Source organism: Claveliimonas bilis (assembly GCF_030296775.1).
Classification (GTDB): Bacteria; Bacillota; Clostridia; order Lachnospirales; family Lachnospiraceae; genus Claveliimonas; species Claveliimonas bilis.
On record NZ_AP027742.1, the window covers coordinates 265120 to 288255 of the forward strand.

Below are 23136 nucleotides of genomic sequence, written 5' to 3' on the forward strand. Positions count from 1 at the left end.
CAAGGCATTATGACAAAAGGAAGAATTGTACAGGTTATGGGACCTGTTGTAGATGTGGAATTTGATAGTATAGAAGATCTTCCCTTTATCAAGGATGCGCTGGAAGTAGATAACGGTGGCAAACGCTGTGTAATGGAAGTTGCACAGCATGTGGGAAACAACACAGCCCGCTGCATCATGCTTGCTTCCAGTGACGGACTTTATAAGGGAATGGAAGTAACTGCAACCGGAGCAGGAATTAAGGTGCCGGTAGGAGAACAGACGCTTGGACGCCTTTTCAATGTGCTTGGCGAAACCATTGATGATAAGGAAAAGATCAGTGAAGATACGGAACATTGGGTAATCCACAGAAAAGCGCCCAGTTTTGAAGAACAGAGTCCGGCGGTAGAAGTCCTGGAAACGGGGATCAAGGTCATTGACCTTCTGACCCCATATGCAAAAGGTGGTAAGATTGGTCTTTTCGGAGGTGCGGGAGTCGGAAAAACTGTCCTTATCCAGGAGCTGATCCATAATATTGCTACAGAGCACGGCGGATATTCTATTTTCACCGGAGTCGGAGAGCGTTCCCGTGAAGGAAATGACCTCTGGACAGAAATGAGTGAATCAGGCGTTCTGAATAAGACGGCTCTGGTATTCGGGCAGATGAATGAGCCGCCTGGAGCTCGTATGCGTGTAGCAGAGACAGGGCTTACCATGGCAGAATACTTCCGGGATCGGGAACATCAGAACGTACTGCTTTTTATCGACAATATTTTCCGTTTTGTCCAGGCCGGGTCAGAAGTTTCCGCGCTTTTGGGACGTATGCCTTCCGCTGTAGGGTATCAGCCGACTCTGGCAAACGAGATGGGCGCCCTGCAGGAGCGTATTACATCTACAAAAAACGGATCTGTTACTTCTGTGCAGGCAGTTTACGTTCCGGCAGACGACCTGACGGACCCGGCGCCGGCCACAACATTCTCCCATCTGGATGCGACAACCGTTCTGTCTCGTAAGATTGTGGAGCAGGGTATTTATCCTGCTGTGGATCCTCTGGAATCCACTTCCCGTATTCTGGAGGCAGACGTAGTCGGAGAAGAGCATTACATGGTAGCGCGCCGCGTACAGGAGATTCTTCAGAAATATAAAGAGTTGCAGGATATTATCGCGATCCTTGGTATGGAAGAACTGTCAGAAGAAGACAAGATGACAGTAAACCGTGCAAGAAAGATCCAAAGATTCCTGTCCCAGCCATTCTCGGTAGCAGAGACGTTTACAGGAATCCCCGGAAAATACGTGCCTTTAAAAGAAACCATCCGCGGATTCAAGGCAATTATAAATGGGGAAATGGATGGATATCCTGAAAACGCATTTTTCAATGTAGGAACAATAGATGAAGTTATAGAAAAAGCAAAGGCGGAAGCGAAGGAGTAAGCGCTTATGAAAACATTTCATCTAAGAGTTATATCCAGTGATAAAATTTTTTATGACGGGCAATGCGAAAATTTGATCCTTCCTATTGAGGACGGACAGTTCAGCGTACTGGCCCACCATGAAAATATGGTCGTGGCAGTAGAAATCGGCGAACTGCACCTGAAAACTCCGGAAGGGGAATGGATTACGGCAGCAGTGTCACAGGGATTTGCAGAAATCATCAACAACCGGGTTTCCGTCCTCGTCAATGCGGCAGAACGGCCCGAAGAAATAGATGTCAAAAGAGCAGAAGAGGCAAAACAAAGAGCAGAAGAACGACTGCGCCACAAACAAAGCCTTCAGGAATACTACTTGTCACAGGCATCCCTCGCAAGAGCCATGGCCCGCCTCAAAACATCAAAACATAAGCATTGGAATATCTGATGGCAACGAGCCATGCAAAAAGCGAAAAAACAGCCAGTCCCACTTTGCCGTGCTTGCACGAGCAAAAGCGGGGCTGGCTGTTTTTGAAGATTTTTATAGGGCGAGAGCCCGAGACCGAGAGTATGGCGGAGCCATAGTCTCGGTCGCATGGCGAGGAAAGAAAACCTGGTCAGAGGGCGAGAGCCCGGGACCGAGAGTATGGCGGAGCCATAGTCGAGGTCGCATGGCGAGGAAAGAAAATCTGGTCAGAGGGCGAGAGCCCGAGACCGAGAGTATGGCGGAGCCATAGTCGAGGTGGCATGGCGAGGAAAGAAAATCTGGTTTAGGGCGAGAGCCCGGGACCGAGAGTATGGCGGAGCCATAGTCGAGGTGGCATGGCGAGTGGAGAAAATCTGGTTTAGGGCGAGAGCCCGGGACCGAGAGTATGGCGGAGCCATAGTCGAGGTGGCATGGCGAGTGGAGAGGTCTTACTTGTGAGGTTCCGGCATATCCGTTATAATAAGGAAAACGACGAGAGGCAAAGGAGGCAGCACATGAAAAAGTTAAAAACAAGATGGACCGATCAGGTTAAGGAAAGCCAAGGCCAGGTGCTGCAGGAATATCCCCGGCCTTCCATGAAACGGGAAAGCTATCTGAATCTCAATGGATTCTGGGACTATGCTATCATGGGGACGAAGCGCATTCCGGACCGATTTGACGGGAAAATACTGGTGCCGTTTTCTCCGGAGGCGCCTCTTTCCGGAGTGGAAAGGCAGCTTCGGCCAAGGCAGGTGCTGTGGTACAAAAGGATCCTGCCCCGGGAAGTGAGAAAAGAGAATGGGAAAAGATGGCTTCTGCATTTCGGTGCGGTGGATCAGTTTGCGGCTGTATATATAAATAAGATATTGGTAACGAAACACCTTGGCGGATATCTGCCCTTTACTGCAGATGTAACAGATGCCCTGAAAGAAGGAGAAAATGAGCTTTTAGTGGCAGTAAGAGATTTTACGGATCACTCCTATTACAGCCGGGGAAAGCAGAAACTTGCCAAAGGCGGAATGTTTTATACTGCACAGAGCGGAATCTGGCAGACCGTATGGATGGAGCAGGTTCCCGGCCGATATATTACAGAGATAAAGACTACACCTCTATTTGATGAAGAAATGATTGAAATAACGGTGTGTTCTAACAGGGGCGGAAGATTTACAGTGGAAATTTCTTCGGAGGAAATGCAGCCCGTAGAAGCTAAAGGGGAAGCAGGGGTTCCTTTACAGATTCCGATTCAAGAGATGCATCCCTGGAGTCCGGAAGATCCGTTTCTGTATCAGATGACAGTTACATTTGGAGAAGATACAGTGGACAGTTATTTTGCTATGCGCAAGATCTCGGCCAAAAAGGATGAGAAAGGTATTTTAAGGCCGTTTTTAAACAACCGCCCATATCTGCAGAAGGGAGTGCTGGATCAGGGATACTGGCCGGATGGACTTTATACTGCGCCGACCGATGAAGCGTTGGAATTTGATATTAAAGAGATGAAGCGACTGGGATTCAATATGCTTCGCAAGCACATTAAGATTGAGCCGGAACGCTGGTATTATCACTGTGACCGCCTGGGAATGCTGGTGTGGCAGGATATGGTCTGCGGAGGCCGTCCGTACAAGCGCTGGTATGTCACTTACATGGCAAATGCATTTGAAAAAATAAATCTGCGTGTGACGGATCGTACATATGGGCTCCTTGGGAGAAGAGAAGGGAAAAGCCGGGAAATTTTTGTAGAAGAAATGAAAGAGACTATCCGGCTTCTGCAGAATCATCCGTCTATCATTACATGGGTCCTTTTCAATGAAGGTTGGGGGCAGTTCGATGCGAAAGAGATTACGGCGGCTGCCAGGGAACAGGATGAAACACGTCTGGTGGATCAGGCCAGCGGCTGGTTTGATCAGGCCGGTGGAGATTTCCGGAGTATCCATAATTATTTCTTTGAGTTGAAACTTAGAGCAGACAAGAGGATTACTGCGCTGACAGAATTTGGCGGTTACTGCTGGAGGGTTCGGGAACACAGCATGTACAGTAAAGTATATGGATACCGCATTTTCGGAAGTAAAAGAGAACTGACACGGGGATATTCACAATTGATGCGGAAACAGATTATTCCGAAACTGGCGGAGGGACTGTCTGTGACCATTTACACCCAGCTTTCTGATGTGGAGGAAGAAGTAAATGGAATTTATACCTATGACAGAGAAATGCTGAAAATAGAGGAAGAAGTTTTGAAGGAGTGGAATGAGCAGTATGATATATGATCTGAATGGTATTCCTGTGCAGATAGAGTATCGCAGGATTAAGAATATTAATCTGTATATCAGACCTCCGGCAGGGGAGGTGCTTGTGACTGCGCCGAAAGGAACACCTTCTGGACGGATTAAAAAATTTGTGGACTCAAAAGAGGAATGGATCAGGCTCCATCAGGAGAAGATGAGGGCGCAGGCAGGAAAAGGAGAGGCAGGGCAGCCCACAAAGGGGCAGATTGAGAAAATGAAAAAACAGGTACTGCAATATGCGAAAAAGTGGGAGCCGGTTATGGGAGTACACGCTTCCGGGTGGACCTTTAGATGGATGAAGACGAGATGGGGCAGCTGTACGCCGAGGACAGGGAAGATCAGACTGAATACAAAGCTGATTTTCTGTCCGGAAGAGTGTCTGGAATATGTGCTGGTGCATGAGCTGTGCCATTTGATCGAGCCAAGTCATAATCAGCGTTTCCAGAATTATATGACAAAATTTCTTCCGGACTGGAAGATAAGAAGAAAGAGGTTGAGGGAGTCAGGAGTATGATCTACACATGGCTTGCAGATATTTCAAAATTGACGGAAGAGAAGTGCTTTAAGAAATTTTATGAGCTTGTGCCGGAAGAGCGAAAAAGGAAAGCAGACAGGCTCCGGTTTCCGATAGACCGTGCCCAGAGCGTGGGAGCCTGGATTTTATGGGAGAAAATGAAATCTTATTACGGCTGGAGTGGAGAAGAAACTTTTAACTTGTCTCACTCTGGGAAGTATGTCCTTTGCAGTGCCTCTGACCGGGAGGGGGAAATGGTCGGATGCGATATTGAAACGGTCAAAGAAGCAAGGATGAAGGTGGCGGAAAGATTTTTTTGTCCGGGGGAGATGGCACATATTCAAAAACAGGATGGCGACAGGAACCGGGCGGATGCATTTTTCAGGTATTGGGTGCTGAAAGAAAGCTTTATGAAAGCGGTGCGCCTGGGAATGAAGCTTGATACAAGAAAATTTGAGATAGAATTTGACAAAGAAGATCATCCGGTACTTGTGAAAAAGCCGGAGGAATTTCCGGAAAGATTTTTTTATAAAGAATATCAGATGGACGGTGTAAATGCTAAAATGGCGGTGTGCAGTACATCGGATCAGTTTGCGGAAATACAAGTGACAGAGCTGGAAAGCGAAATCCCGGATTGACGGATATCTTATGTTTTGATAAAATATTTATGGGAAAAAGATAGGTTTATGAAGAAATAAAAAAGTTTACTAAAGAAAATTTGTAGACCTTCAGGGAGAGTATATTTCAATTGAATAAGGAGGAATATCATGTTAGATCTTACATTCGGAGAACAGGTCAAAATTATCTTAAGCCGAAAAGGCATGACAATCAAAGAACTCGCAGAGATAATTGAAGAGCGGACCGGGAAGAAGATGTCCCGGCAGAATCTGACTCAGCGTTTGGGAAGGGATAATTTCCAGGAGCAGGATATGCGCATGATTGCCGAAATTCTGGAATGCCCGTTCCACCTTAGTATTTTAGGGGAAGCCAAGGCAGAGGAAGAAAAGGAAAACAGACAGGCTGCGCCGACGGAGGCGGAGCTTACTTTGCTTACCAAAAAGAAGAAAAGAAAAGAGAAGAAAATGCCGGCGGAAAGAGATATTACAATCGGAGAGCTGATGGATATTCATCATAGCCTGGATGAGTTGGAAACAGCTCCGGAAACAGAAGAACCGGAAGCAGACATTGCAGCGGCAGATGATTCGGAAGCGGATGAGGTAATACCGGAAGAAGAACCCCAGGAGACGATCCGGGAAGAGGCAGAGGAGAAGGAAGAGGAGCCACAGGAAGAGCTGCAGAAAGAAGTGGTACAGGAAAGTGAAAAACCGGTTAAAAAGCAGAGAGGAAGCTGGAGAGATTTCTTCCAGAGAAGAGTAAGAAAAGAAGACGCAAAGACGGAACAGGAAGTCCAGGAAGAAAAAGAAGAAAATGCCATGGAAGTTTCCGATGAAATATCAGAAGCGTTGTCAGATGAAACGGAGGAAAAAGACCGGGAGAGTAAGGAGCAGAATAGTTCGGAAGAAGAAATAGAAAACAGACAGGCAGAAGGTGAGATGGATCTGCCGGGGGATCCGGAGGAAGAGGATTTGGAAAAAGGCGAGGTAAATCCTTATACCGGCCATGAATATGAGACAAACACTGTGCGTATGCATCCGAAACGAATTGGATATGTACAGGTCTATGACAGGAGCAACCACCAGTGGACAGATATGACAGAATGGGCTTTCCTGGGATATCAGGAGAGAAAGAAAGCGTTGCTTGGAAATGATTATGAGCCTCCGATTTATTTAGATTAACGGGAAGAGCAAAAGGTAGGATTTGTTCTTGGAGGAAACAGGAAAGGCGGTGCGGTATTCGGTGAAATGGGAACAGCTTTTGTCGCCGCAAAGAAGCAGAGAGAGCAGCAGAAAATATGTCAGATCAACAGATTTGCGAAGTGAATTTGAGAAGGATTACCACCGTATTATTGGCAGTGCTTCTTTTAGGAGGCTGCAGGATAAGACGCAGGTATTTCCTTTGGATAAAAGTGATTTTATCAGAACGAGACTGACGCATTCTCTGGAAGTGTCGTCTCTGGCGAAATCATTGGGACAAAACATCGGGGAAAATATTCTTGCATATAAAAAGGACCCGGAGTTTACTCCGCAGATGAAAGAGGATATCTGCAATATCCTTCAGTGTGCCGGATTGATCCATGACATTGGGAACCCGCCCTTTGGACATTTCGGTGAAACAGCTATACGGGAATGGTTTCGGAGGAATCTTTCAAAGCTTACTTTTCACGGGAAGCTGATAGAAGATGTGCTGACGGAACAGATGAAAGAGGACTTTTATCATTTTGAAGGGAATGCCCAGGCGCTTCGTCTGGTGACCAAGCTTCATTTCCTGGTTGATGAAAACGGGATGAATCTGACCTATGCTCTTTTGAATACGATCGTAAAATATCCGGTTCCCTCGGTGGGGATTCGGGAGGATTCGGAAGATATTAAAGAGAAAAAGATGGGCTACTACTATGCGGATGAAGATATGTTCCGCGAAATACAGCAGGCCACAGGGACAAATGGCTGCAGGCATCCCCTGACATTCATTTTGGAAGCGGCGGACGACATAGCCTACAAAACTGCAGACATCGAAGACGCGTTTATAAAAGGCTTCATTTCCTACTATTTTCTGCTACAGGAACTTGAGAAACTTGAAAATGATAATAAAAACGAAAAAGTTTCTTTTAATCCAGCACAGAAATTAGCCCAGTTATATGAAAGAGGATTGGAAAAGAAGGTAAGAAATCCGGAGGAATATGCGGTTAAGAACTGGATCGTAAGAGCGCAGGGATTCCTCATATCATGCGCGACCTTTGGATTTACGTCCAACTATAAAGAAATTATGGAGGGTACCTATAAACATGACCTGTTTTATGGGACCTTTGCAGAAGAGCTGATGGAACTGCTGGGAAGAATGGCTTATCAGCAGGTTTTTACCTCCAGGCCCATTTACCGGATGGAGGTGGCAGAAGCGGTTATGATCGATTATCTGATGGACTGTTTTGTGAGTGCAATCATCAAATATGATGATCCGGGAGAAGAGCTGGATTCCATTGATGAGAGGATGGTTTCCTTCATATCCAGTAACTACAAAAATGCCTATCATTATCATGCAAAAGGAAAAACGGACGTGGAAAAACTCTATCTTAGGCTGCTGCTTGTTACAGATTATATCTGCGGCATGACAGACAGTTACGCAAAGCGGCTTTATCAGGAGCTGAAAGCGATTCTGTAAGGAAGAGGCATTTTCCGTGGGTGTGGCGAATAGATTGTGATAACCAAACAAAGAATGGAAGTGGAGGTTTGAAACGGTTTATTCGCTATTTGTATGAATACCAGAATGGACAGCGAATCCGAAATGTAGGATTTGTCAAGGTAGAACAGCAGGATGAAAATACGGTGGTACATATTCATGGAAAGGGGCTTCACCTTGCAGAAGATAAGACGCTGAAAGTCTATATTTTTTATTTAAAAGGAGGACAATGCATCGGGATCTGGCAGGGGGACATTGAACATGTAAATCCGGCAGTCAATTATCGACTTTTTTTTACTCCTGAAGATACGGGAAGGCGGGAAAATTATTCTCGTATTGAAGGCGTTATTCTGGAAAACGGAAGCAAAAGGCGGTTTGCAGCAGTATGGGATGATACTCCGGCAGCTGTGGAACAAATGCAGCCGTGGAAAGAAGATCCGGAACCGGATATTTTAGAGATGACACAGAGAAAGGCCGAAGAAGAACAGATCCGGACGCAGGAAGATGAAGTATGTGAGGAAGAGATGGATGGCGAGATGTCAGAGGATGATTGGATAGATACCGGCGAGGAAGAAGGAAAAGCAGAAGAGAGGGGATCAGAGGAGGGATCTCGGTCTTCGTCAGATGGGGTTCGGTATATCAAGATCCAGCGCCAGGATATTGCAGGGCTGAAACGATGCGAATGGCGGCTTGCCAATAATAGTTTCCTGCTGCATGGGTATTACAATTATCATCATCTTCTCCTGATAGAAGAAGGAGAACAGTGTTTGCTGGGGGTTCCGGGCGTGTATCATGCCAGAGAGGCCCAGGCGGCAGAAGCATTTGGCTTTCCGCAGTTCCGGCGGATCGCAGATGATGAGATAGCCCTGGAGGCGGATGAGAAAAACGAAGAAGATGATTTTGGGTACTGGTGCCGCCAGGTGAAACGGTAGCAGTTTGGGACGTAACAAAGTTAAACTTTGTTACGTCCCAAACTGCACTAATCGGTGGGTAAAAATGAAGAAAGTGGTGGGTAAAAATGAAAGATACGGATGAAAAGTATATGAAGGAAGCGTTGAAGCAGGCGAAGAAGGCCTATGCGCTGGAGGAAACGCCGATCGGATGTGTGATCGTGCACGAGGGAAAAATTATCAGCAGGGGGTATAATAGAAGAAATACGGACAAGAACCCACTGGCTCATGCGGAGATTACGGCAATTCGAAAAGCCAGCAAAAAGCTGGGGGACTGGCGGTTGGAGGGGTGTACTTTGTATGTGACGCTGGAACCATGTCAGATGTGTGCGGGGGCAATCATCCAATCCCGCATGGACCGAGTAGTGATCGGATGTATGAATCCGAAAGCAGGCTGCGCAGGTTCTGTTTTAAATCTTCTTCAGGTGGACAGGTTTAACCACCAGGCGGATGTAACGCGAGGGGTGTTGGAAGAGAAGTGTTCGGAACTGATGAAATCGTTTTTCAGGGAACTGCGGGAGAAAAAAAAGAAGAAGGAAGGTGCCTGATAAATGGGACCTTCCTTCTTTATATATACACGATGTCGGATTTCTTTTTTGTGCATTGCGCTTCGAACTGGGCCAACAGGCGTTACCTTGGCAGTTTACTCAACCCAGGCACCCTCACGGCACCCGGAAGGTTCCGCTTAGTGCTGCTTCGTTCCCGACCTGACACGGTTCACGGATTTCCGTCGCGTAAGACCCGGATATCAACGTCACTTACCAAGGGCAGCCCTGCCAGCTTTCGCCCTCTGCGCAATATCACCCCTGCTATAGCGGATTGCAGGTTCAAGGTACCGCTACCACCCCGGCTGCACGGTTCACTATTTTACCTTGTTTTGGGAAAAATGTCAATGAACCTCCAAAAATGAAATTTTAAATTCCACCTCTCCTACGGGTAGTAGCGTTTACTTCTGCACAGTTGATATTTACTCTTTCATACATCCATGGTATGGTTATCTCTCCTTCTGACAGCAGTAGAAGGAGGCTCATCATGAGTAAATATATTCCTGGTAACCAAAAACATCTTACCCTTGAAAACCGTATCTATATCGAAAACGAACTAAATAAGGGCACTTCCTTTAAGGATATTGCCAGGTTCCTGTGTAAGGATCCTACTACAATCTCTAAAGAAGTCAGGGCTCACCGTCTCTCAGACTGGTATCACAAAGGGACTTTCTATAATGCCAAAAACTTCTGTATTCACCGCTATCACTGTAAGAAAACGAACGCCTGTGGAAAGATTGTCCTGTGCGGAATCAAATGCGCATCCTGTCCTACCTGCAACCAAACCTGCAGAAACTTTGAAAAAGAGCATTGCGTAAGGCTTGACCGGGCTCCCTATGTCTGCAACGGCTGTACGAAAAAAATCAATCACTGCACGCTTGCCCACAAATACTCTTATAACGCCAGGTTCGCTGACAGGAAATACCGGGAAAAACTCCGGGATTCTAGAACAGGTATTAACATGACCAAACGGGAGCTTCACAAAAAGGATCAGATCATTTCCCCTCTGATCGAACAGGGACAGTCTCCCTATCATATCCTGACAAACCATCCGGAGCTGGATATGTCCGTCCGTACCCTGTATTCGTATCTTGACCAGGGACTCTTTACGGCAAGGAACATAGATCTGAAACGGAAAGTTCATTTCAAACCAAGAAGGTGCCATAAAACACAGATCACGGACAGAGCAGTCTTTAGCAACCGATTATATCATGACTTCTGTTCCCTTGCCCTTACAGGCTATGTCCAGATGGATACTGTCCATTCTTCCAGGGAATCAAAAAAGACCTTGCTGACCATGTTTTTCACCAAAGAAAAACTCTTCCTTGCTTTTCTGATGAACCGCTGCACCAAAGGCGCTGTCCGTCTTGTTTTTGACCGTCTGGAAAAGCGTATGGGAACCTATGAATTTACTTCCGTGTTTGAATATATCCTCACGGACCGGGGCTCTGAATTTGGTGATCCGGATGCTTTGGAAACCGGCGTAAACGGAATACAGCGTTCCAGCATTTATTACTGTGACCCGATGCAGAGTGGGCAGAAGGGCGGATTGGAACAAGCACACACGATGCTGCGGATGATCCTCCCAAAAGGAACCAGTTTTGAATTCCTTACACAATGGGACGTAAACCTGATTGTGAACCATATCAATTCCACACCGAGGGAAAGCCTGGGTGGGAGGACGCCATACAGCGTCGCGTTGGAAGCACTTGGAGAAGAGGTCTTAAACGCATTTCAGCTTAGACCGATTGCCCCGGATGAGGTAAATCTGACGCCTAAGCTGATCCGCTTTAATCACTAATCAACTGATCGAAATCTGCTGTCAGACTGGAAGTAAACGTTTCACATTTTTTAGATGTGGCCGGTGGAATTCAGTCCCGCACACCGTATTCCAGCGGTCCGTTTCCCATGCCCAGAAATCAAGTATTTTTCGATGAGTTTAGCTAATTATAACAGAAAACTGGAGATTTTGCTTAAAAATCCCCTGTAAAATCCGCGAAAAATAAAGTATGGTGGAATTTACCTCTTCACCGGAATTTAAAATTTCAATTTAGCTGTCAATGAACCTTGCACATATTTCATTGTAAATTCCTATGGAATATAGTAGAATAACAGGCATGATGAAGAAGAAAATTGTGTTAGCAGCTATAAATGCAAAATATATTCATTCCAACCTGGCGGTGTACAGCCTGAAAAGCTATGCACAGGCTTGTTTTGTGATGCCTGGCTCTAAAGAGAACAAAGAATCCAAAGAGTCTGCCGGCAGCGGATCGTGCACGGAAAGCGATGGACCTTATATAGAAATTGCAGAATATACCATCAATCAGCAGGAGGATGCGATTCTGGAGGATCTCTATAAAAGACAGCCGGATATGCTCTGCTTCTCCTGTTATATATGGAATATTTCCATGGTAGAAGATCTTATCAGGGAAACAGCCAAAATTCTTCCCGATACCGAAATCTGGCTGGGAGGACCGGAAGTGTCTTTCGATGCGCCTGCCATGCTGGAACAATTTCCTGAAGTGAAAGGAATCATGAAGGGTGAGGGGGAAGAAACCTTTGCAGCTCTTGTGTCCGGGGAGAATAAAAGCTGCTTAAAGGGAATTGCCTGGAGAAATGAAAAGGGAGAGATTGAGGACCATCCCTGGAGAGAGGTCATGGATCTGGACAGAGTTCCGTTTGTCTATGGGGATATGAAAGAATTTGAGCATAAGATCATATATTATGAAAGCAGCCGGGGATGTCCGTTCTCCTGCAGTTACTGTCTGTCTTCCGTAGATAAAAAGCTTCGCTTCCGAAGTCTGGAGCTGGTGAAACAGGAACTGCAGTTTTTTCTGGAACACAAGGTCCCCCAAGTGAAGTTTGTGGACCGGACATTTAACTGCAGTCACCGTCATGCGATGGAGATTTGGAAGTATATCCGGGAGCATGATAATGGTGTTACCAATTTTCATTTTGAAATATCTGCAGATCTTCTGACGGAAGAAGAGATTGAATTGATGGGGGCCATGAGGCCGGGACTGATTCAGCTGGAGATTGGCGTGCAGTCTACGAATCCCGACACTATCAGAGAAATTCATCGGACGATGCAGTTTGATAAGGTTGCTGAAAAGGTGAAGAAAATTCAAAAAAATCACAACATTCATCAGCACCTGGATCTGATAGCGGGATTGCCTGGTGAAGATCTGGCAAGTTTTTCGGCTTCGTTTGATGATGTTTATCGCCTGCATCCCGATCAGCTTCAACTCGGTTTTTTGAAAGTGCTGAAGGGTTCCTTTATGGAAACGCGGAAAAAGGACTACCGTCTTGTCTGCAAAAGCAGCCCTCCTTATGAGGTCCTTAGGACAAAGTGGCTTTCTTATGCTGATATACTTATTTTAAAAGGCGTGGAAGAGATGGTGGAGGTTTATTACAACAGCGGACAGTTTACACTTTCTATAGAATGTCTGGAGAAAAATGTAAAATCTCCCTTTGATCTGTATAGAAATCTGGCGGAATTTTACGAAAGAAAAAGGCTCAATTTCCTTCAGCATTCCCGGCCGGCAAGATATCAGATCTTTTTGTCTTATATTGAAGAAACTTTTCCGGAAGAGAAAGAGAAGTTCAGGGAATGCCTGGTTTTTGATTATTATCTGCGGGAGAATGCCAAGAGCCGTCCTGAGTTTGTCGGGGAATACCTGGTAGAAAAGGAAGCAGCGCGCCTTTTCTATGAGAGGGAGGAAAAGGAACACATATACCTTCCTCATTACATGGAATATGACAGAAATCAGATGAGAAGAATGACGCATCTGGAATATTTTCCATTGAAAGGCAGGTACATTTTGTTCGATTACAGCAGGAGAGATCCATTGACAAAAGATGCGCTGTGGCTTGAGGTGAAAGTGCCGGAGCGGATTGGAAACGGGAGTGACCGGCAGGTTGCAAAAAGCAAATAAAGAGTTTAAAATGTAGGCAGCAGAGTTAAAGAAGAGAGGAATATCAGAAAATGAATTTTAATAATAAGAAAACGAGAAGGGTCATCGCTATCGTTATTATGATTGTGATTGTTGCTATGGTAGCAACATCAGTGATTCCTTCGATTATGGTGTAGACCGGATTTAACATGAGAAGAAATAAGATGGAGTGAGAATAAAGAGGTGAAATCATGACGTCAGAAAGAAGGCGCCGTAAAGTCACAAGAAGAATGAGCCTGAAAAGGAAAAGGAGGATGACAGTTCTGTTTTTTGCAGCAGTTTTTCTGATCCTTCTTGTTTTTGCAGGCTCTTATCTTGCGCTTAGAAAATATGTAAATACAGTAGAAGGAGATATTATCGCGGACAATATCAGCATCGGGACAGTAGATGTGTCGGGGTTGACAAGGAACCAGGCGAAGGAACTGCTTGAGGAGCATCTGGCAGAAGACCGGGCTGTAACCGTTTCACTGAAAACGGAAAATGGAAGTGCCGATGCTACATTGGAAGAGTTGGGACTTTCTTCTGATGATCTGGACAGCCTTACAAAAGAGGCGGTAGATTACGGGAAAAAGGGAAGTGTCTGGACCAGATACCGCCGTATGAAGAGGTTGGAAGCGGATGGTCTTGTGATCCGGGAAAAGTTCACTTTGGATAAAGAGTTGACAGAGGCCGTTTTAAATGAGCGGGCAGTTCCTCTGATAAAGGGAGCCCAGGATGCGGCAATAGAGAAAACTGCCACAGGCTTTAAGATCACCCCTGAACAGGAAGGAAAAGCGGTGGACATAGAAGCAACGATTGAAGTCATCACAGAGCAGCTGAATCAGGAATGGAATCATGAAGATTTTTCTGTGGAGGTTTCTACCAAGAAAGAAGAGCCGGAAATTACTGAGGAGGATCTCTCGGAAATTCAGGATGAACTGGGAAGCTTCTGGACAGACGCCGGAGGAGGAGAACGATGGAATAATTTGAAGACCGGGACGGAAAGGCTGAACGGTAAGATCCTCATGCCGGGAGAAACGTTGTCTGTAGGGCAGGTTACCGGACCATATACTGCTGAAAACGGATATGTGGAAGCCGGCGCCTATGAGAACGGGCAGGTCGTCTCGGATTACGGCGGAGGCATATGCCAGGTATCTACAACTCTTTACAATGCAGTGATCTATGCGGAGCTTGAGATAGTGGAGCGTGCGCCTCATTCCATGACAGTGGCCTATGTAAAACCGTCCAGAGATGCGGCGATCGCAGGAGACTATCTGGATTTTAAATTCAAAAATTCCTATGATACGCCGATCTATATATATGGAGAAATTAACAGCAGCAACCAGCTTCAGTTTATTATATACGGCAAAGATACAAGGCCGGAAGGCAGGAAAGTGGAATACGAAAGCGAGACAGTCAGCACGACAGAGCATGGAACAACATATAAAGAAAATCCGGAGGCGGCCTTTGGAACAATGACAAGTACCGGCAGTCCTCACGATGGCGTTGAGGCAAGGCTCTGGAAGATTGTCTATGAGGATGGCGAGGAGGTAAGCCGGGAAGTCTTTAATACAAGCAGCTATTCGGCTTCAGATGAAATTATTGAAGTGGGAACGGCCGGAGGCAGTGAAGAGGCAGTAGCAGCACTGCAGTCAGCTATCGCTTCCCAGGATGCGGCTAAGATCTCGGAAGCAGTCAGCAAAGGCGGCGGTCAGGCAACGGAGAATCAGGAAGATGCTGCAGCGCAGCAGACTGACGAACAGGCCCGGGAGCAGTCGTAAAATAAGACCGGAGAATGGAGTATGAGAAACAAATCCATGGATAAAGAGAATAAATATGAAGCAGTGGCAGAAACGTCTGTTTTGTACGGAAACAACCGCGCTTTGGCAGCCCTGGCATTTTATCATGGAATGTATGCGATGGCGGCCGCTGAAGCGGAAGGCCTTAAAGTAAAAGCCAGGATTCAGGCGCCCGCCGGGACGGAAAAATCTTATGTGTCCTGGCTGAAGCAGGATTTAAGAGAGAAAAGCAAAAAAGAGGGGATCCGAAAGGCGGAAATAGAAACGGCGGTGAATGGAGCTCTTCTTGTTCCTGAAGTGACCGTCACCATCAGCGGAGTGACAGAAAAAAAGAGAAAAGGGTCAAAAGAAGCGGAAGAAAAAGCGGTTGTCATGACAAAATGGGCCGGCATGGAAGGAATGCTTAGAATCGTATCGGAAAAACAGGAAGAGCTGTCCGGCCATTTTGCGCCTGCATTTTTAAGAGAAATACAGAAATATCAAATCTGTCCGGAAAATCTTCGGGAAATCGATGCAGTGAGGGAGAGCGGAGCAGATATTGTGCTGCATGTGGGCCATGGAGGGATACTTGCCGCGCTGTGGCGCCTGGCAGAGCAAACCGGTGGCGGAATGAGGATCGATATGAAGAAGATCCCCGTTTTACAGGAAACCATAGAGGTATGTGAGTATTTCCGGCTGAATCCTTATCAGCTTACGTCAGCCGGCTGTTTCCTCTTTACTGTATCAGATGGAGAGAAGGCGGTGCAGATGCTGGAGAAAAGAGGCATTGCAGCACGGATGATCGGGAGAATAACTGCCGGCAGAGACAAGGTGATCCAAAATGGAGAGGAGATCCGTTATCTGGACCGGCCTGCTCCGGATGAGATCTTCAAATTATATCAGTGACGAAAAGGAGAAAAACAGATGTTGAATATTGTGTTGCATGAGCCGGAGATTCCGGCCAACACAGGGAATATCGGAAGAACCTGTGTGGCTGCCGGAGCCAGGCTTCATCTGATCGAACCTCTTGGCTTCCGCCTAGATGAAAAAAGCCTGAAGAGGGCCGGCATGGACTATTGGAAAGACCTGGATGTAACAACGTACATCGACTATGAAGATTTTCTGGAGAAAAATCCGGGAGCAAAAATCTACATGGCAACGACAAAAGCTGAAAAAATATATACAGAAGTAAATTATGAACCGGACTGTTATATCATGTTCGGAAAGGAAAGTGCAGGAATACCAGAGGAGATTTTGGTAAAACATAAAGAAGAAAGTATCCGGATCCCGATGGTAGGAGACATTCGCTCGCTGAATCTGGGAAATTCTGTTGCGATTGTACTGTATGAAGCGCTTAGACAAAATAATTTTGCAGGAATGTGCAAAGAAGGGCATTTACACCGTTTGGAATGGGAGTAAAAGCCCTTTTTTTACTTTATAGGAAATTCCGATTTTTGGATAAGGGGGAAAAAGCCCTACTGATCGAACATATGTTAAATCAACAGGGGAGTGGGCATGACAATAGGACGATGGTTAGATTTAGAAGATATAAAAACCTTCTTCTCCAAACAAATCGTCAAAAGGGTCGTCTTCATTCAGAAAATAATCCATATCCAGAAGGTCATCCTCGCTCATATGGCGAATGTCCTCGGATGTCATTCCTTCGGGTGGATTCTCTATGTACTTTTTGCGCAGTTCCTCAATATCTGGTTTCATGGTAAGCAACCTCCTTTGAGAGGATTATATCACAACGGTTCTACGCGGAGGAACGCTTTCCACGAGATTTGGACATTACTTTCTCGTACATTTCTTCGAGAGGTACGCGCTTGTGGTTGTAATAAAGTTCCAAGAACTCCATTTTATGATTACACTCGGAACAATACAGGGGGTCATATCCGAAGGAGAGAAAAAGAGATGTTCTCCATTGAGTGAAGCTGCGGTATATCCTATGCTTTTCTTTTGAGATGACACGGTGCAGTTTTGAATCAATCTTGCGGTGCCTTGCATACAGACCGCCATAGCGGATCATTTTAAAATGTTTTTCCGGGATGTGTCGGATGAGACGTTTTATGAAATCCATAACAGGCAAAGTTTCTTCCACATACTGTTCATCTTCGTGACGGTTATAGTGGAAAGTAACGATATCTCCGTCATACCGGTCAATCCTGGAAGTGGCAATTACTGGCCTGCCAAGATAGCGGCCGATGTATTTAGCCACTACTTTCGGATCGCAGAGATTCGGTTTAGCATAGACATAGAAGCCCTGCTTATGCTGAGTGTAACATTTCGCTTTCACTTTTTTGAAAGAAGGTCCAATCCGGTCTTCCAGTTCATTGAGAAGAGCCGTGCGGAAAGCATTGCGCAGATAGTTGTAGTTAAAGTGTTTTACATGGCGCCAGAAGCCGTCATTACTGTAGCCACCTTCGGAAAGGAGGCAGTGAATGTGGGGATTCCATTTGAGATCGCGGCCAAAAGTATGAAGGACCATGATATAGCCGGGAGTAAAATTTTGGGCATGGTTTAGATTGAAAAACATCCTTGATATTACACTGGAGACGGAATGGAAGAGACAGTTCAGAAGAGATCGGTCCTGAAGGAAGAAGCTGCGGAGATTTTCATCAATAGTAAAAACGCAATGGCGGTGTTGGACGCTAACGAGTTTGAAAGACATACTGGTGGTGCGTTCCATAGAATATTTGTTGCCACATGAAGGGCAAAAACGGCTGTGACAGCGGAAAGGAACGAATTTGAAGTTCCCGCAGTGCGGACAATTGTACATGGCACCGCCAAAAGAAGGATCACCACAGTTGATCATCTTATTGATATTTTCCATCTCAGTCTCTCTGGGATGAAGAGTATATTTAATTTCTTCATAATGGTCTGCAAAGATTCTTTGTAAGATGTTCATAAGTCTATTATGCAAGAAAAAGTAACAAAAGAAAACCCCCTATCCCCTCATGATTGAGGGGTAGGGGAGTTGAATAGGCGAAGCCTATTTTTTATGCCATTATAGAGGCCTGAAATCGCCTGTGCGACAAGACTGATTAAATGGGAAATTGTTTGAATTGAGTGATTATTGCAGGAGACGATTTAAAAAGTTGAGACTTTAAACTGGACTTTTCTACTGATTCATAGTAAAATCTTAACTACAAGAGAGGTGGTGAACACATGGTAGAGGAAACCATTAAGTCCATAAAGGAGACAGAAAAGCAAGCAGAAGAGCTTGTAAAACAGGCAGAAGAAAAATGCCGGGGTATCCTTGATCATGCATCGGAGGAAGCGAAGGAGATGAAGGATAAGACGCTCGAAGATGCAAAATCCAAAGCTGAGGCGGAGATGGACGCTGCCCGGGCCGAGGGAGATGAGACAGCGAAAAAAGCGCTCGAAGAGGTAAATGTGCAGGTCGCTGCTCTCAAAGAAGAAGCGGGGAAAAAGATGGATGAAGCTGTTCAGACCGTCATTGATAACCTCGTCTGATGTGGGAAGGACCATCACAAAAACAGGAAAAGGAGGGATGAGTCTATGGCAGTATTGCAGATGCAAAGAGTCAGTATCTGTGCGCTGAAGAAGGACCGGAAGTCAATTCTGGAGAAGCTGCAGTCCATGGGGATCCTGGAAATCAGCCAGGTGGCCGATGAGGATGACGCATTTTCCAGAATGGATACCATGAATGCCCGGGTCAGCTTTGAAAAAAAAGCCAATATTGCGGATCAGGCGTTGGATGTACTGGATGGATACGCTCCGGAGTCAAAATCCATGTTTGCTTCGTTGGAAGGCAAAAAGCTGATCGGCAGCAGCCGATTCCAGTCAGCGGTTGCCGACAAAGAGAAAATCATGGATACGGCTGCTGATCTGATCCAGACCAGTAAGGTTATTGCAGAGAAAAAGGCGGCGATCCTGAAGCTTGAAAATCAGATTGAAAGTCTGACCCCGTATCTTTCTCTGGAAGTTCCAATGAACTATTCCGGAACAAAAAAAGTTGCCATGTTCATAGGGACCATGGCGGCGGAGACGCAGCTTCAGGACGTATACAGCACTCTGGCAGAGCAGCTCCCCGAAGTGGAAGCTGTCGATATACAGATCATATCATCTGATCAGGATGCGGTATATCTGGCGGTCCTTTGTATGAGAAAGGACGCGTCAAAGGTGGAAGAGGTCTTGAGATCAGCGGGATTTGCCAGACCGGCACAACTGTCGGAGGAAGTACCGTCTGTTAAGACGCAGGAGCTGAAAGAAAGCATACAACAACTGAATAATGAAATCAAAGAGCAGGAAGACAAGATCAAGTCCTGTGCCGAAGAGAGGGAGCGGCTGAGATACATTTCAGACTATTTCCGCATGAGAGCTGAGAAATATGAGGTGCTGGGAACCCTGCCCCAGTCACAGAGGACATTTGTCATCAGCGGATACACAGCCAAAAAATTTGTGCCTGCGCTGGAAAAAGCCATTGGCGCAAATTACGACTGTGTAATGGATGTAGAAGAAGTGGGAGAGGAAGAAGAAGTTCCCACCATTCTTCAAAACAACAGTTTTTCCAGGAGCTGGGAAGGAATCGTGGAATCCTATGGTCTTCCGAAAAGAGGAGAATTTGACCCGACAACGATCATGTCATTTTTCTATGTATTTTTCTTTGGCATGATGCTGTCAGATGCGGCATACGGAGCAATTTTGGCAATTGCCTGCTTTGTCCTGCTGAAGAAATTTCCGCGTATGAGTCCCGGAATGTACCAGTCTATCAAACTGTTTATGTTCTGTGGAATTTCCACTGTCATTTGGGGAATCCTGTTTGGCGGATACTTTGGAAATATTGTGGATGTGGTATCGGCAAAATTTTTCGGAACAACGATCACACCGGCGGCATTATGGTTTATTCCTTTGAATGATCCGATGAAGCTGCTGGTATACTCTATGCTATTTGGCGTGATTCATCTTTTTGTAGGGCTGGGAATTAAAGGATATATGTGCATTAAAAACAGACAGTTTATGGACTTTTTCTGTGATGTGGTGTTATGGTTCTGCCTGGTTGTGGGATTGATCCTGATGCTGCTTCCGAGCAGTTTGTTTGCATCTATCGCCCAGACAGAGATCGTATTCCCGGATGTGGTGAATCTTATGGCCAAGGTTTTGGCGATTTTTGGAGCAGTCGGAATTGTTCTGATGTCGGGGCGGGGAACGAAAAACCCAGGGATCAGACTTGCTCTTGGAGCATACGATCTCTACAATATTACCGGCTGGTTAAGCGATGTGCTGTCCTATTCTCGTCTGCTGGCGCTGGGATTGGCAACGGGAGTTATTGCTTCTGTTATCAACCAGATGGGAAGCATGGTGCCGAATAATATTTTCGGAATTATTGCATTTATTGTTATTTTTATTGTAGGTCATGCACTGAATCTGGCGATCAACCTGCTGGGAGCATATGTGCATACAAATCGTCTGCAGTTTGTGGAATTTTTCGGTAAATTTTATGAAGGTGGAGGAAAACCTTTTGAGCCTTTCTGTGCAGACACGAAATATGTAGATATTAAGGAGGAAACATAGGTTATGAATATTTTGGAAAATTTAGGAATTGTATATGCTTTGCTTGGTGCAGCAGTAGCAGTATTATTTGCAGGATGCGGTTCAGCCATTGGTGTAGGTATTGCAGGTCAGGCAGCAGCCGGCGTTGTAACAGAAGATCCGAGTAAATTTGCAAAAGTTCTGGTCATCCAGCTTCTGCCTGGTACGCAGGGACTTTACGGACTGCTGGTCGGATTCATTACACTGTCCAAGATCGGTATCCTCGGAGGAGGAATTGCAGATATCAGTGTACAGACAGGACTTCTGATCCTTGCAGCATGCCTGCCGGTTGGTATTGTGGGACTGATCTCCGGTAAATCACAGGGACAGGCAGCAGCGGCTTCTATTGGAATCGTGGCAAAGAAACCGGATCAGTTCGGTAAAGCGATGCTGTTCCCGGCGATGGTTGAGACATACGCCATCCTTTCTCTTCTGATTTCTTTCCTGGCAGTAAACGGAATCCAGGTATAGTGAAAAGAAACCAAAAATAAAGGGAGAAAAAGGAGAGCTGAAAATGACTGGATTAGAAAAAATGAAAAGCCAGATCCTGGATGAAGCGAAAGCAACTGCTGACAGCAAGATCCAGGAGGCCGAAAACCAGGCAAAAGAGATCCTGGATACGGCCACACAGGAAGCGGCAAAAGCTGCAGACGGCATCTCCCAGAAATCAGCGGCAGAAATTGCAAATTATAAGGAGCGGGTGGCATCTTCCATTGACCTTAAGAAAAGAACAGAAATCTTAAAAGCAAAGCAGGAAGTGATTGCCGAAGTTCTTGAAAAAGCCTATGAGACAGTATGTGCGATGGATACAGAATCCTATTTCGCGCTGCTTGAAAAAATGCTTGATAAATATGCACTTGCCCAGGAGGGAGAAATCTATTTTTCTGCAGCAGACCGGGAGAGAATGCCGGACGGATTTGCAGCAAAAATAGAGGCGGCAGCGAAAGCCAGGGGCGGAAGCCTGAAGTTTGGAGAAGAAGATAAAAAAGTGACGGACGGTTTTATCCTTGTGTACGGCGGAGTGGAAGAAAACTGTACGATAAGGGCAATGTTCGATGCGAAGAAAGATGAATTATCAGACTGTGTTTATCAGCTGTTATTTTTATAAGCCTGGCAAAAGCGTAAGGAGGAGCTTAAATGAGTGAAATGTATACCTACGCGGTTGCGCGCATACGGGCTTTGGAAGTCTCTCTTTTTTCCAACGCTGTGATCGAGCAGCTGATTGCGTGTCAAAGCTATGAACAGTGCATTCAGTTTCTCGCGGAGCGCGGATGGGGAGACAACGATACGTCTGCAGATGCAGAAAGGATGTTAAAAAGAGAGGAAGAGAAGATATGGCAGGTTATGAAGGAACTTTCCATAGATATGAAAAAATTTGACGTCCTCTCATATCCGAAGCTTTTCCATAATCTGAAAGCGGCCATCAAAGAAGTGTGCACGGAAGATACAGGACGTGACATTTACTATGAAGATGCGGCTGTCCCGGGAAAAGAAATGCTGGAAATTATCCGGGAGAAGGATTTTGGACGGCTGCCCGGAATCATGAGTTCTGTGGCGGCGGAAGCTTACGATACTCTGCTTCACACCCGTGACGGGCAGCTCTGCGATATTATGATCGACAGGGCGGCGCTGGATGCGATCTACAAAGCAGGGATGGAAGCGGAGGATAAGATCATCCGGGATTACGCAGAATCAGCGGTTGCAGTTGCAGACATCAAGATTGCCGTACGTTCACAGAAAACCGCGAAAACAATAGAATTTATGAAACGGGCTATGGCTGAATGCAAAAGCATCAGTGTGGATCAGCTGTCCAGGGCAGCCCTTAACGGGCCGGAAGCAATCCGGGACTACCTGGCAGGTACAGAGTACGCAGGAGGCGCCGAGGCACTTGCAGAGTCCCCGTCCGCATTTGAACGCTGGTGCGACAACCGCATCATACAGACGATCAGCCCGCAGAAATATGAATCATTTACCATAGGCCCGGTAGTAGCCTATGTACTTGCAAGGCAGAATGAAATCAAAACGGTACGAATCATACTTTCCGGCAAGCGAAGCGAACTTCCGGATGATTCAATCCGGGAAAGGGTAAGGGAGATGTATGTATAAGATAGCAGTAATGGGCGACTATGACAGCGTTTATGGCTTCGCCGCACTTGGGCTGGATATATTTCCCATCGCATCCCAGGAGGAGGCCGAGGCAAGATTACATCAGCTGGCAGCAGAAGAGTATGGGGTGATCTATATTACAGAAGCGCTGGCAGCTGAATTAAAACATGAGATTGCAAGATATCAGGATCAGATCATTCCGGCGATCATAGAGATTCCCGGAGTGTCCGGAAATACGGGGAATGGTGTCCGCGGCGTGAAAAAATCCGTGGAACAGGCAGTCGGTTCTGACATCTTATTCAGTAACTAAGAAAGTAGAGGTGATTCG

The 23136-nt window shown here is 46.0% G+C and carries 22 protein-coding genes and 1 other RNA gene; 20 read left to right on the top strand and 3 right to left on the bottom strand.

The window, feature by feature from the left end:
* Positions 1–9 precede the first annotated feature (9 nt).
* The 9 genes from atpD (at position 10) to tadA (ending at position 9439) form a co-directional block, all read left to right on the top strand.
* A complete protein-coding gene (atpD, locus tag R2J37_RS01210; protein ID WP_316266033.1) occupies positions 10–1410 on the top strand; it encodes a F0F1 ATP synthase subunit beta in 1401 nt (466 codons plus the stop codon).
* A 6-nt stretch (positions 1411–1416) separates the two neighbouring features.
* Complete coding sequence (atpC, locus tag R2J37_RS01215; RefSeq protein WP_230107341.1) at positions 1417–1833, top strand: ATP synthase F1 subunit epsilon; 417 nt, start codon at positions 1417–1419, stop codon at positions 1831–1833.
* Between the two features lie 533 nt (positions 1834–2366).
* Positions 2367–4115 carry a glycoside hydrolase family 2 protein gene (locus R2J37_RS01220; RefSeq protein WP_230107340.1) on the top strand — a complete coding sequence of 583 codons (1749 nt, stop codon included), beginning with the start codon at positions 2367–2369 and terminating at the stop codon, positions 4113–4115.
* On the top strand, positions 4096–4647 hold the full coding sequence (locus R2J37_RS01225) for a M48 family metallopeptidase (RefSeq protein ID WP_256193441.1): 552 nt from the start codon (positions 4096–4098) through the stop codon (positions 4645–4647). Before R2J37_RS01220 ends, R2J37_RS01225 begins: the two co-directional genes overlap by 20 nt.
* Positions 4644–5285, top strand: a complete 642-nt coding sequence (locus R2J37_RS01230) for a 4'-phosphopantetheinyl transferase family protein (RefSeq protein WP_316266034.1) — start codon at positions 4644–4646, stop codon at positions 5283–5285. The genes R2J37_RS01225 and R2J37_RS01230 overlap by 4 nt, the downstream gene beginning before the upstream one ends.
* A gap of 129 nt (positions 5286–5414) precedes the next feature.
* Positions 5415–6443, top strand: coding sequence for a hypothetical protein (locus R2J37_RS01235; protein WP_316266035.1), 1029 nt, complete (start codon positions 5415–5417; stop codon positions 6441–6443).
* A gap of 61 nt (positions 6444–6504) precedes the next feature.
* Entirely contained in the window at positions 6505–7923 is a 1419-nt protein-coding gene (locus R2J37_RS01240; protein WP_316266969.1) for a deoxyguanosinetriphosphate triphosphohydrolase, read from the top strand.
* Between the two features lie 68 nt (positions 7924–7991).
* On the top strand, positions 7992–8873 hold the full coding sequence (locus R2J37_RS01245; protein WP_316266036.1) for a hypothetical protein: 882 nt from the start codon (positions 7992–7994) through the stop codon (positions 8871–8873).
* 86 nt (positions 8874–8959) lie between these two features.
* Positions 8960–9439, top strand: coding sequence for a tRNA adenosine(34) deaminase TadA (gene tadA / locus R2J37_RS01250; RefSeq protein WP_230107335.1), 480 nt, complete (start codon positions 8960–8962; stop codon positions 9437–9439).
* A gap of 48 nt (positions 9440–9487) precedes the next feature.
* Here the strand turns inward: tadA and ffs are convergent.
* Positions 9488–9749: signal recognition particle sRNA large type (gene ffs, locus R2J37_RS01255), an RNA gene on the bottom strand.
* Positions 9750–9923: 174 nt separating this feature from the next.
* Between ffs and R2J37_RS01260 the strand changes: the two genes are divergently transcribed.
* The 5 genes from R2J37_RS01260 (at position 9924) to R2J37_RS01280 (ending at position 16565) form a co-directional block, all read left to right on the top strand.
* Complete coding sequence (locus R2J37_RS01260) at positions 9924–11237, top strand: IS30 family transposase (RefSeq protein ID WP_316264893.1); 1314 nt, start codon at positions 9924–9926, stop codon at positions 11235–11237.
* 316 nt (positions 11238–11553) lie between these two features.
* Positions 11554–13371 (top strand): B12-binding domain-containing radical SAM protein, encoded by a 1818-nt coding sequence (locus R2J37_RS01265; protein ID WP_316266037.1) that lies wholly within the window; start codon positions 11554–11556, stop codon positions 13369–13371.
* Positions 13372–13580: 209 nt separating this feature from the next.
* Positions 13581–15149 carry a VanW family protein gene (locus R2J37_RS01270; protein ID WP_230107333.1) on the top strand — a complete coding sequence of 523 codons (1569 nt, stop codon included), beginning with the start codon at positions 13581–13583 and terminating at the stop codon, positions 15147–15149.
* Between the two features lie 21 nt (positions 15150–15170).
* Positions 15171–16052, top strand: a complete 882-nt coding sequence (locus tag R2J37_RS01275; RefSeq protein WP_316266038.1) for an AIR synthase-related protein — start codon at positions 15171–15173, stop codon at positions 16050–16052.
* 18 nt (positions 16053–16070) lie between these two features.
* The gene (locus R2J37_RS01280; RefSeq protein WP_230107331.1) at positions 16071–16565 is read left to right on the top strand and encodes a tRNA (cytidine(34)-2'-O)-methyltransferase; all 495 of its coding nucleotides are present in this window, start codon (positions 16071–16073) and stop codon (positions 16563–16565) included.
* 120 nt (positions 16566–16685) lie between these two features.
* On the opposite strand, the gene R2J37_RS01285 is transcribed toward R2J37_RS01280, so the two are convergent.
* Both R2J37_RS01285 and R2J37_RS01290 read right to left on the bottom strand, forming a co-directional pair.
* Complete coding sequence (locus R2J37_RS01285) at positions 16686–16862, bottom strand: hypothetical protein (RefSeq protein WP_164488446.1); 177 nt, start codon at positions 16860–16862, stop codon at positions 16686–16688.
* Positions 16863–16902: 40 nt separating this feature from the next.
* Positions 16903–18054: an IS91 family transposase gene (locus R2J37_RS01290; protein ID WP_463510212.1), complete on the bottom strand. Its 1152-nt coding sequence runs from the start codon at positions 18052–18054 to the stop codon at positions 16903–16905.
* A gap of 260 nt (positions 18055–18314) precedes the next feature.
* Between R2J37_RS01290 and R2J37_RS01305 the strand changes: the two genes are divergently transcribed.
* Genes R2J37_RS01305 through R2J37_RS01330 form a run of 6 tightly spaced genes read left to right on the top strand, consistent with a single transcriptional unit; the run spans position 18315 to position 23118 of the window.
* Positions 18315–18623, top strand: a complete 309-nt coding sequence (locus tag R2J37_RS01305; protein WP_230107330.1) for a hypothetical protein — start codon at positions 18315–18317, stop codon at positions 18621–18623.
* Between the two features lie 45 nt (positions 18624–18668).
* A complete protein-coding gene (locus tag R2J37_RS01310; protein WP_230107329.1) occupies positions 18669–20684 on the top strand; it encodes a V-type ATP synthase subunit I in 2016 nt (671 codons plus the stop codon).
* A 3-nt stretch (positions 20685–20687) separates the two neighbouring features.
* Positions 20688–21173 (top strand): V-type ATP synthase subunit K, encoded by a 486-nt coding sequence (locus tag R2J37_RS01315; protein WP_230107328.1) that lies wholly within the window; start codon positions 20688–20690, stop codon positions 21171–21173.
* A gap of 43 nt (positions 21174–21216) precedes the next feature.
* The gene (locus R2J37_RS01320) at positions 21217–21810 is read left to right on the top strand and encodes a V-type ATP synthase subunit E (protein ID WP_230107327.1); all 594 of its coding nucleotides are present in this window, start codon (positions 21217–21219) and stop codon (positions 21808–21810) included.
* A gap of 29 nt (positions 21811–21839) precedes the next feature.
* A complete protein-coding gene (locus tag R2J37_RS01325) occupies positions 21840–22808 on the top strand; it encodes a V0D/AC39 family V-type ATPase subunit (RefSeq protein ID WP_230107326.1) in 969 nt (322 codons plus the stop codon).
* A complete protein-coding gene (locus tag R2J37_RS01330) occupies positions 22801–23118 on the top strand; it encodes a V-type ATP synthase subunit F (protein ID WP_230107325.1) in 318 nt (105 codons plus the stop codon). The genes R2J37_RS01325 and R2J37_RS01330 overlap by 8 nt, the downstream gene beginning before the upstream one ends.
* The last annotated feature ends 18 nt before the right edge of the window (positions 23119–23136 follow it).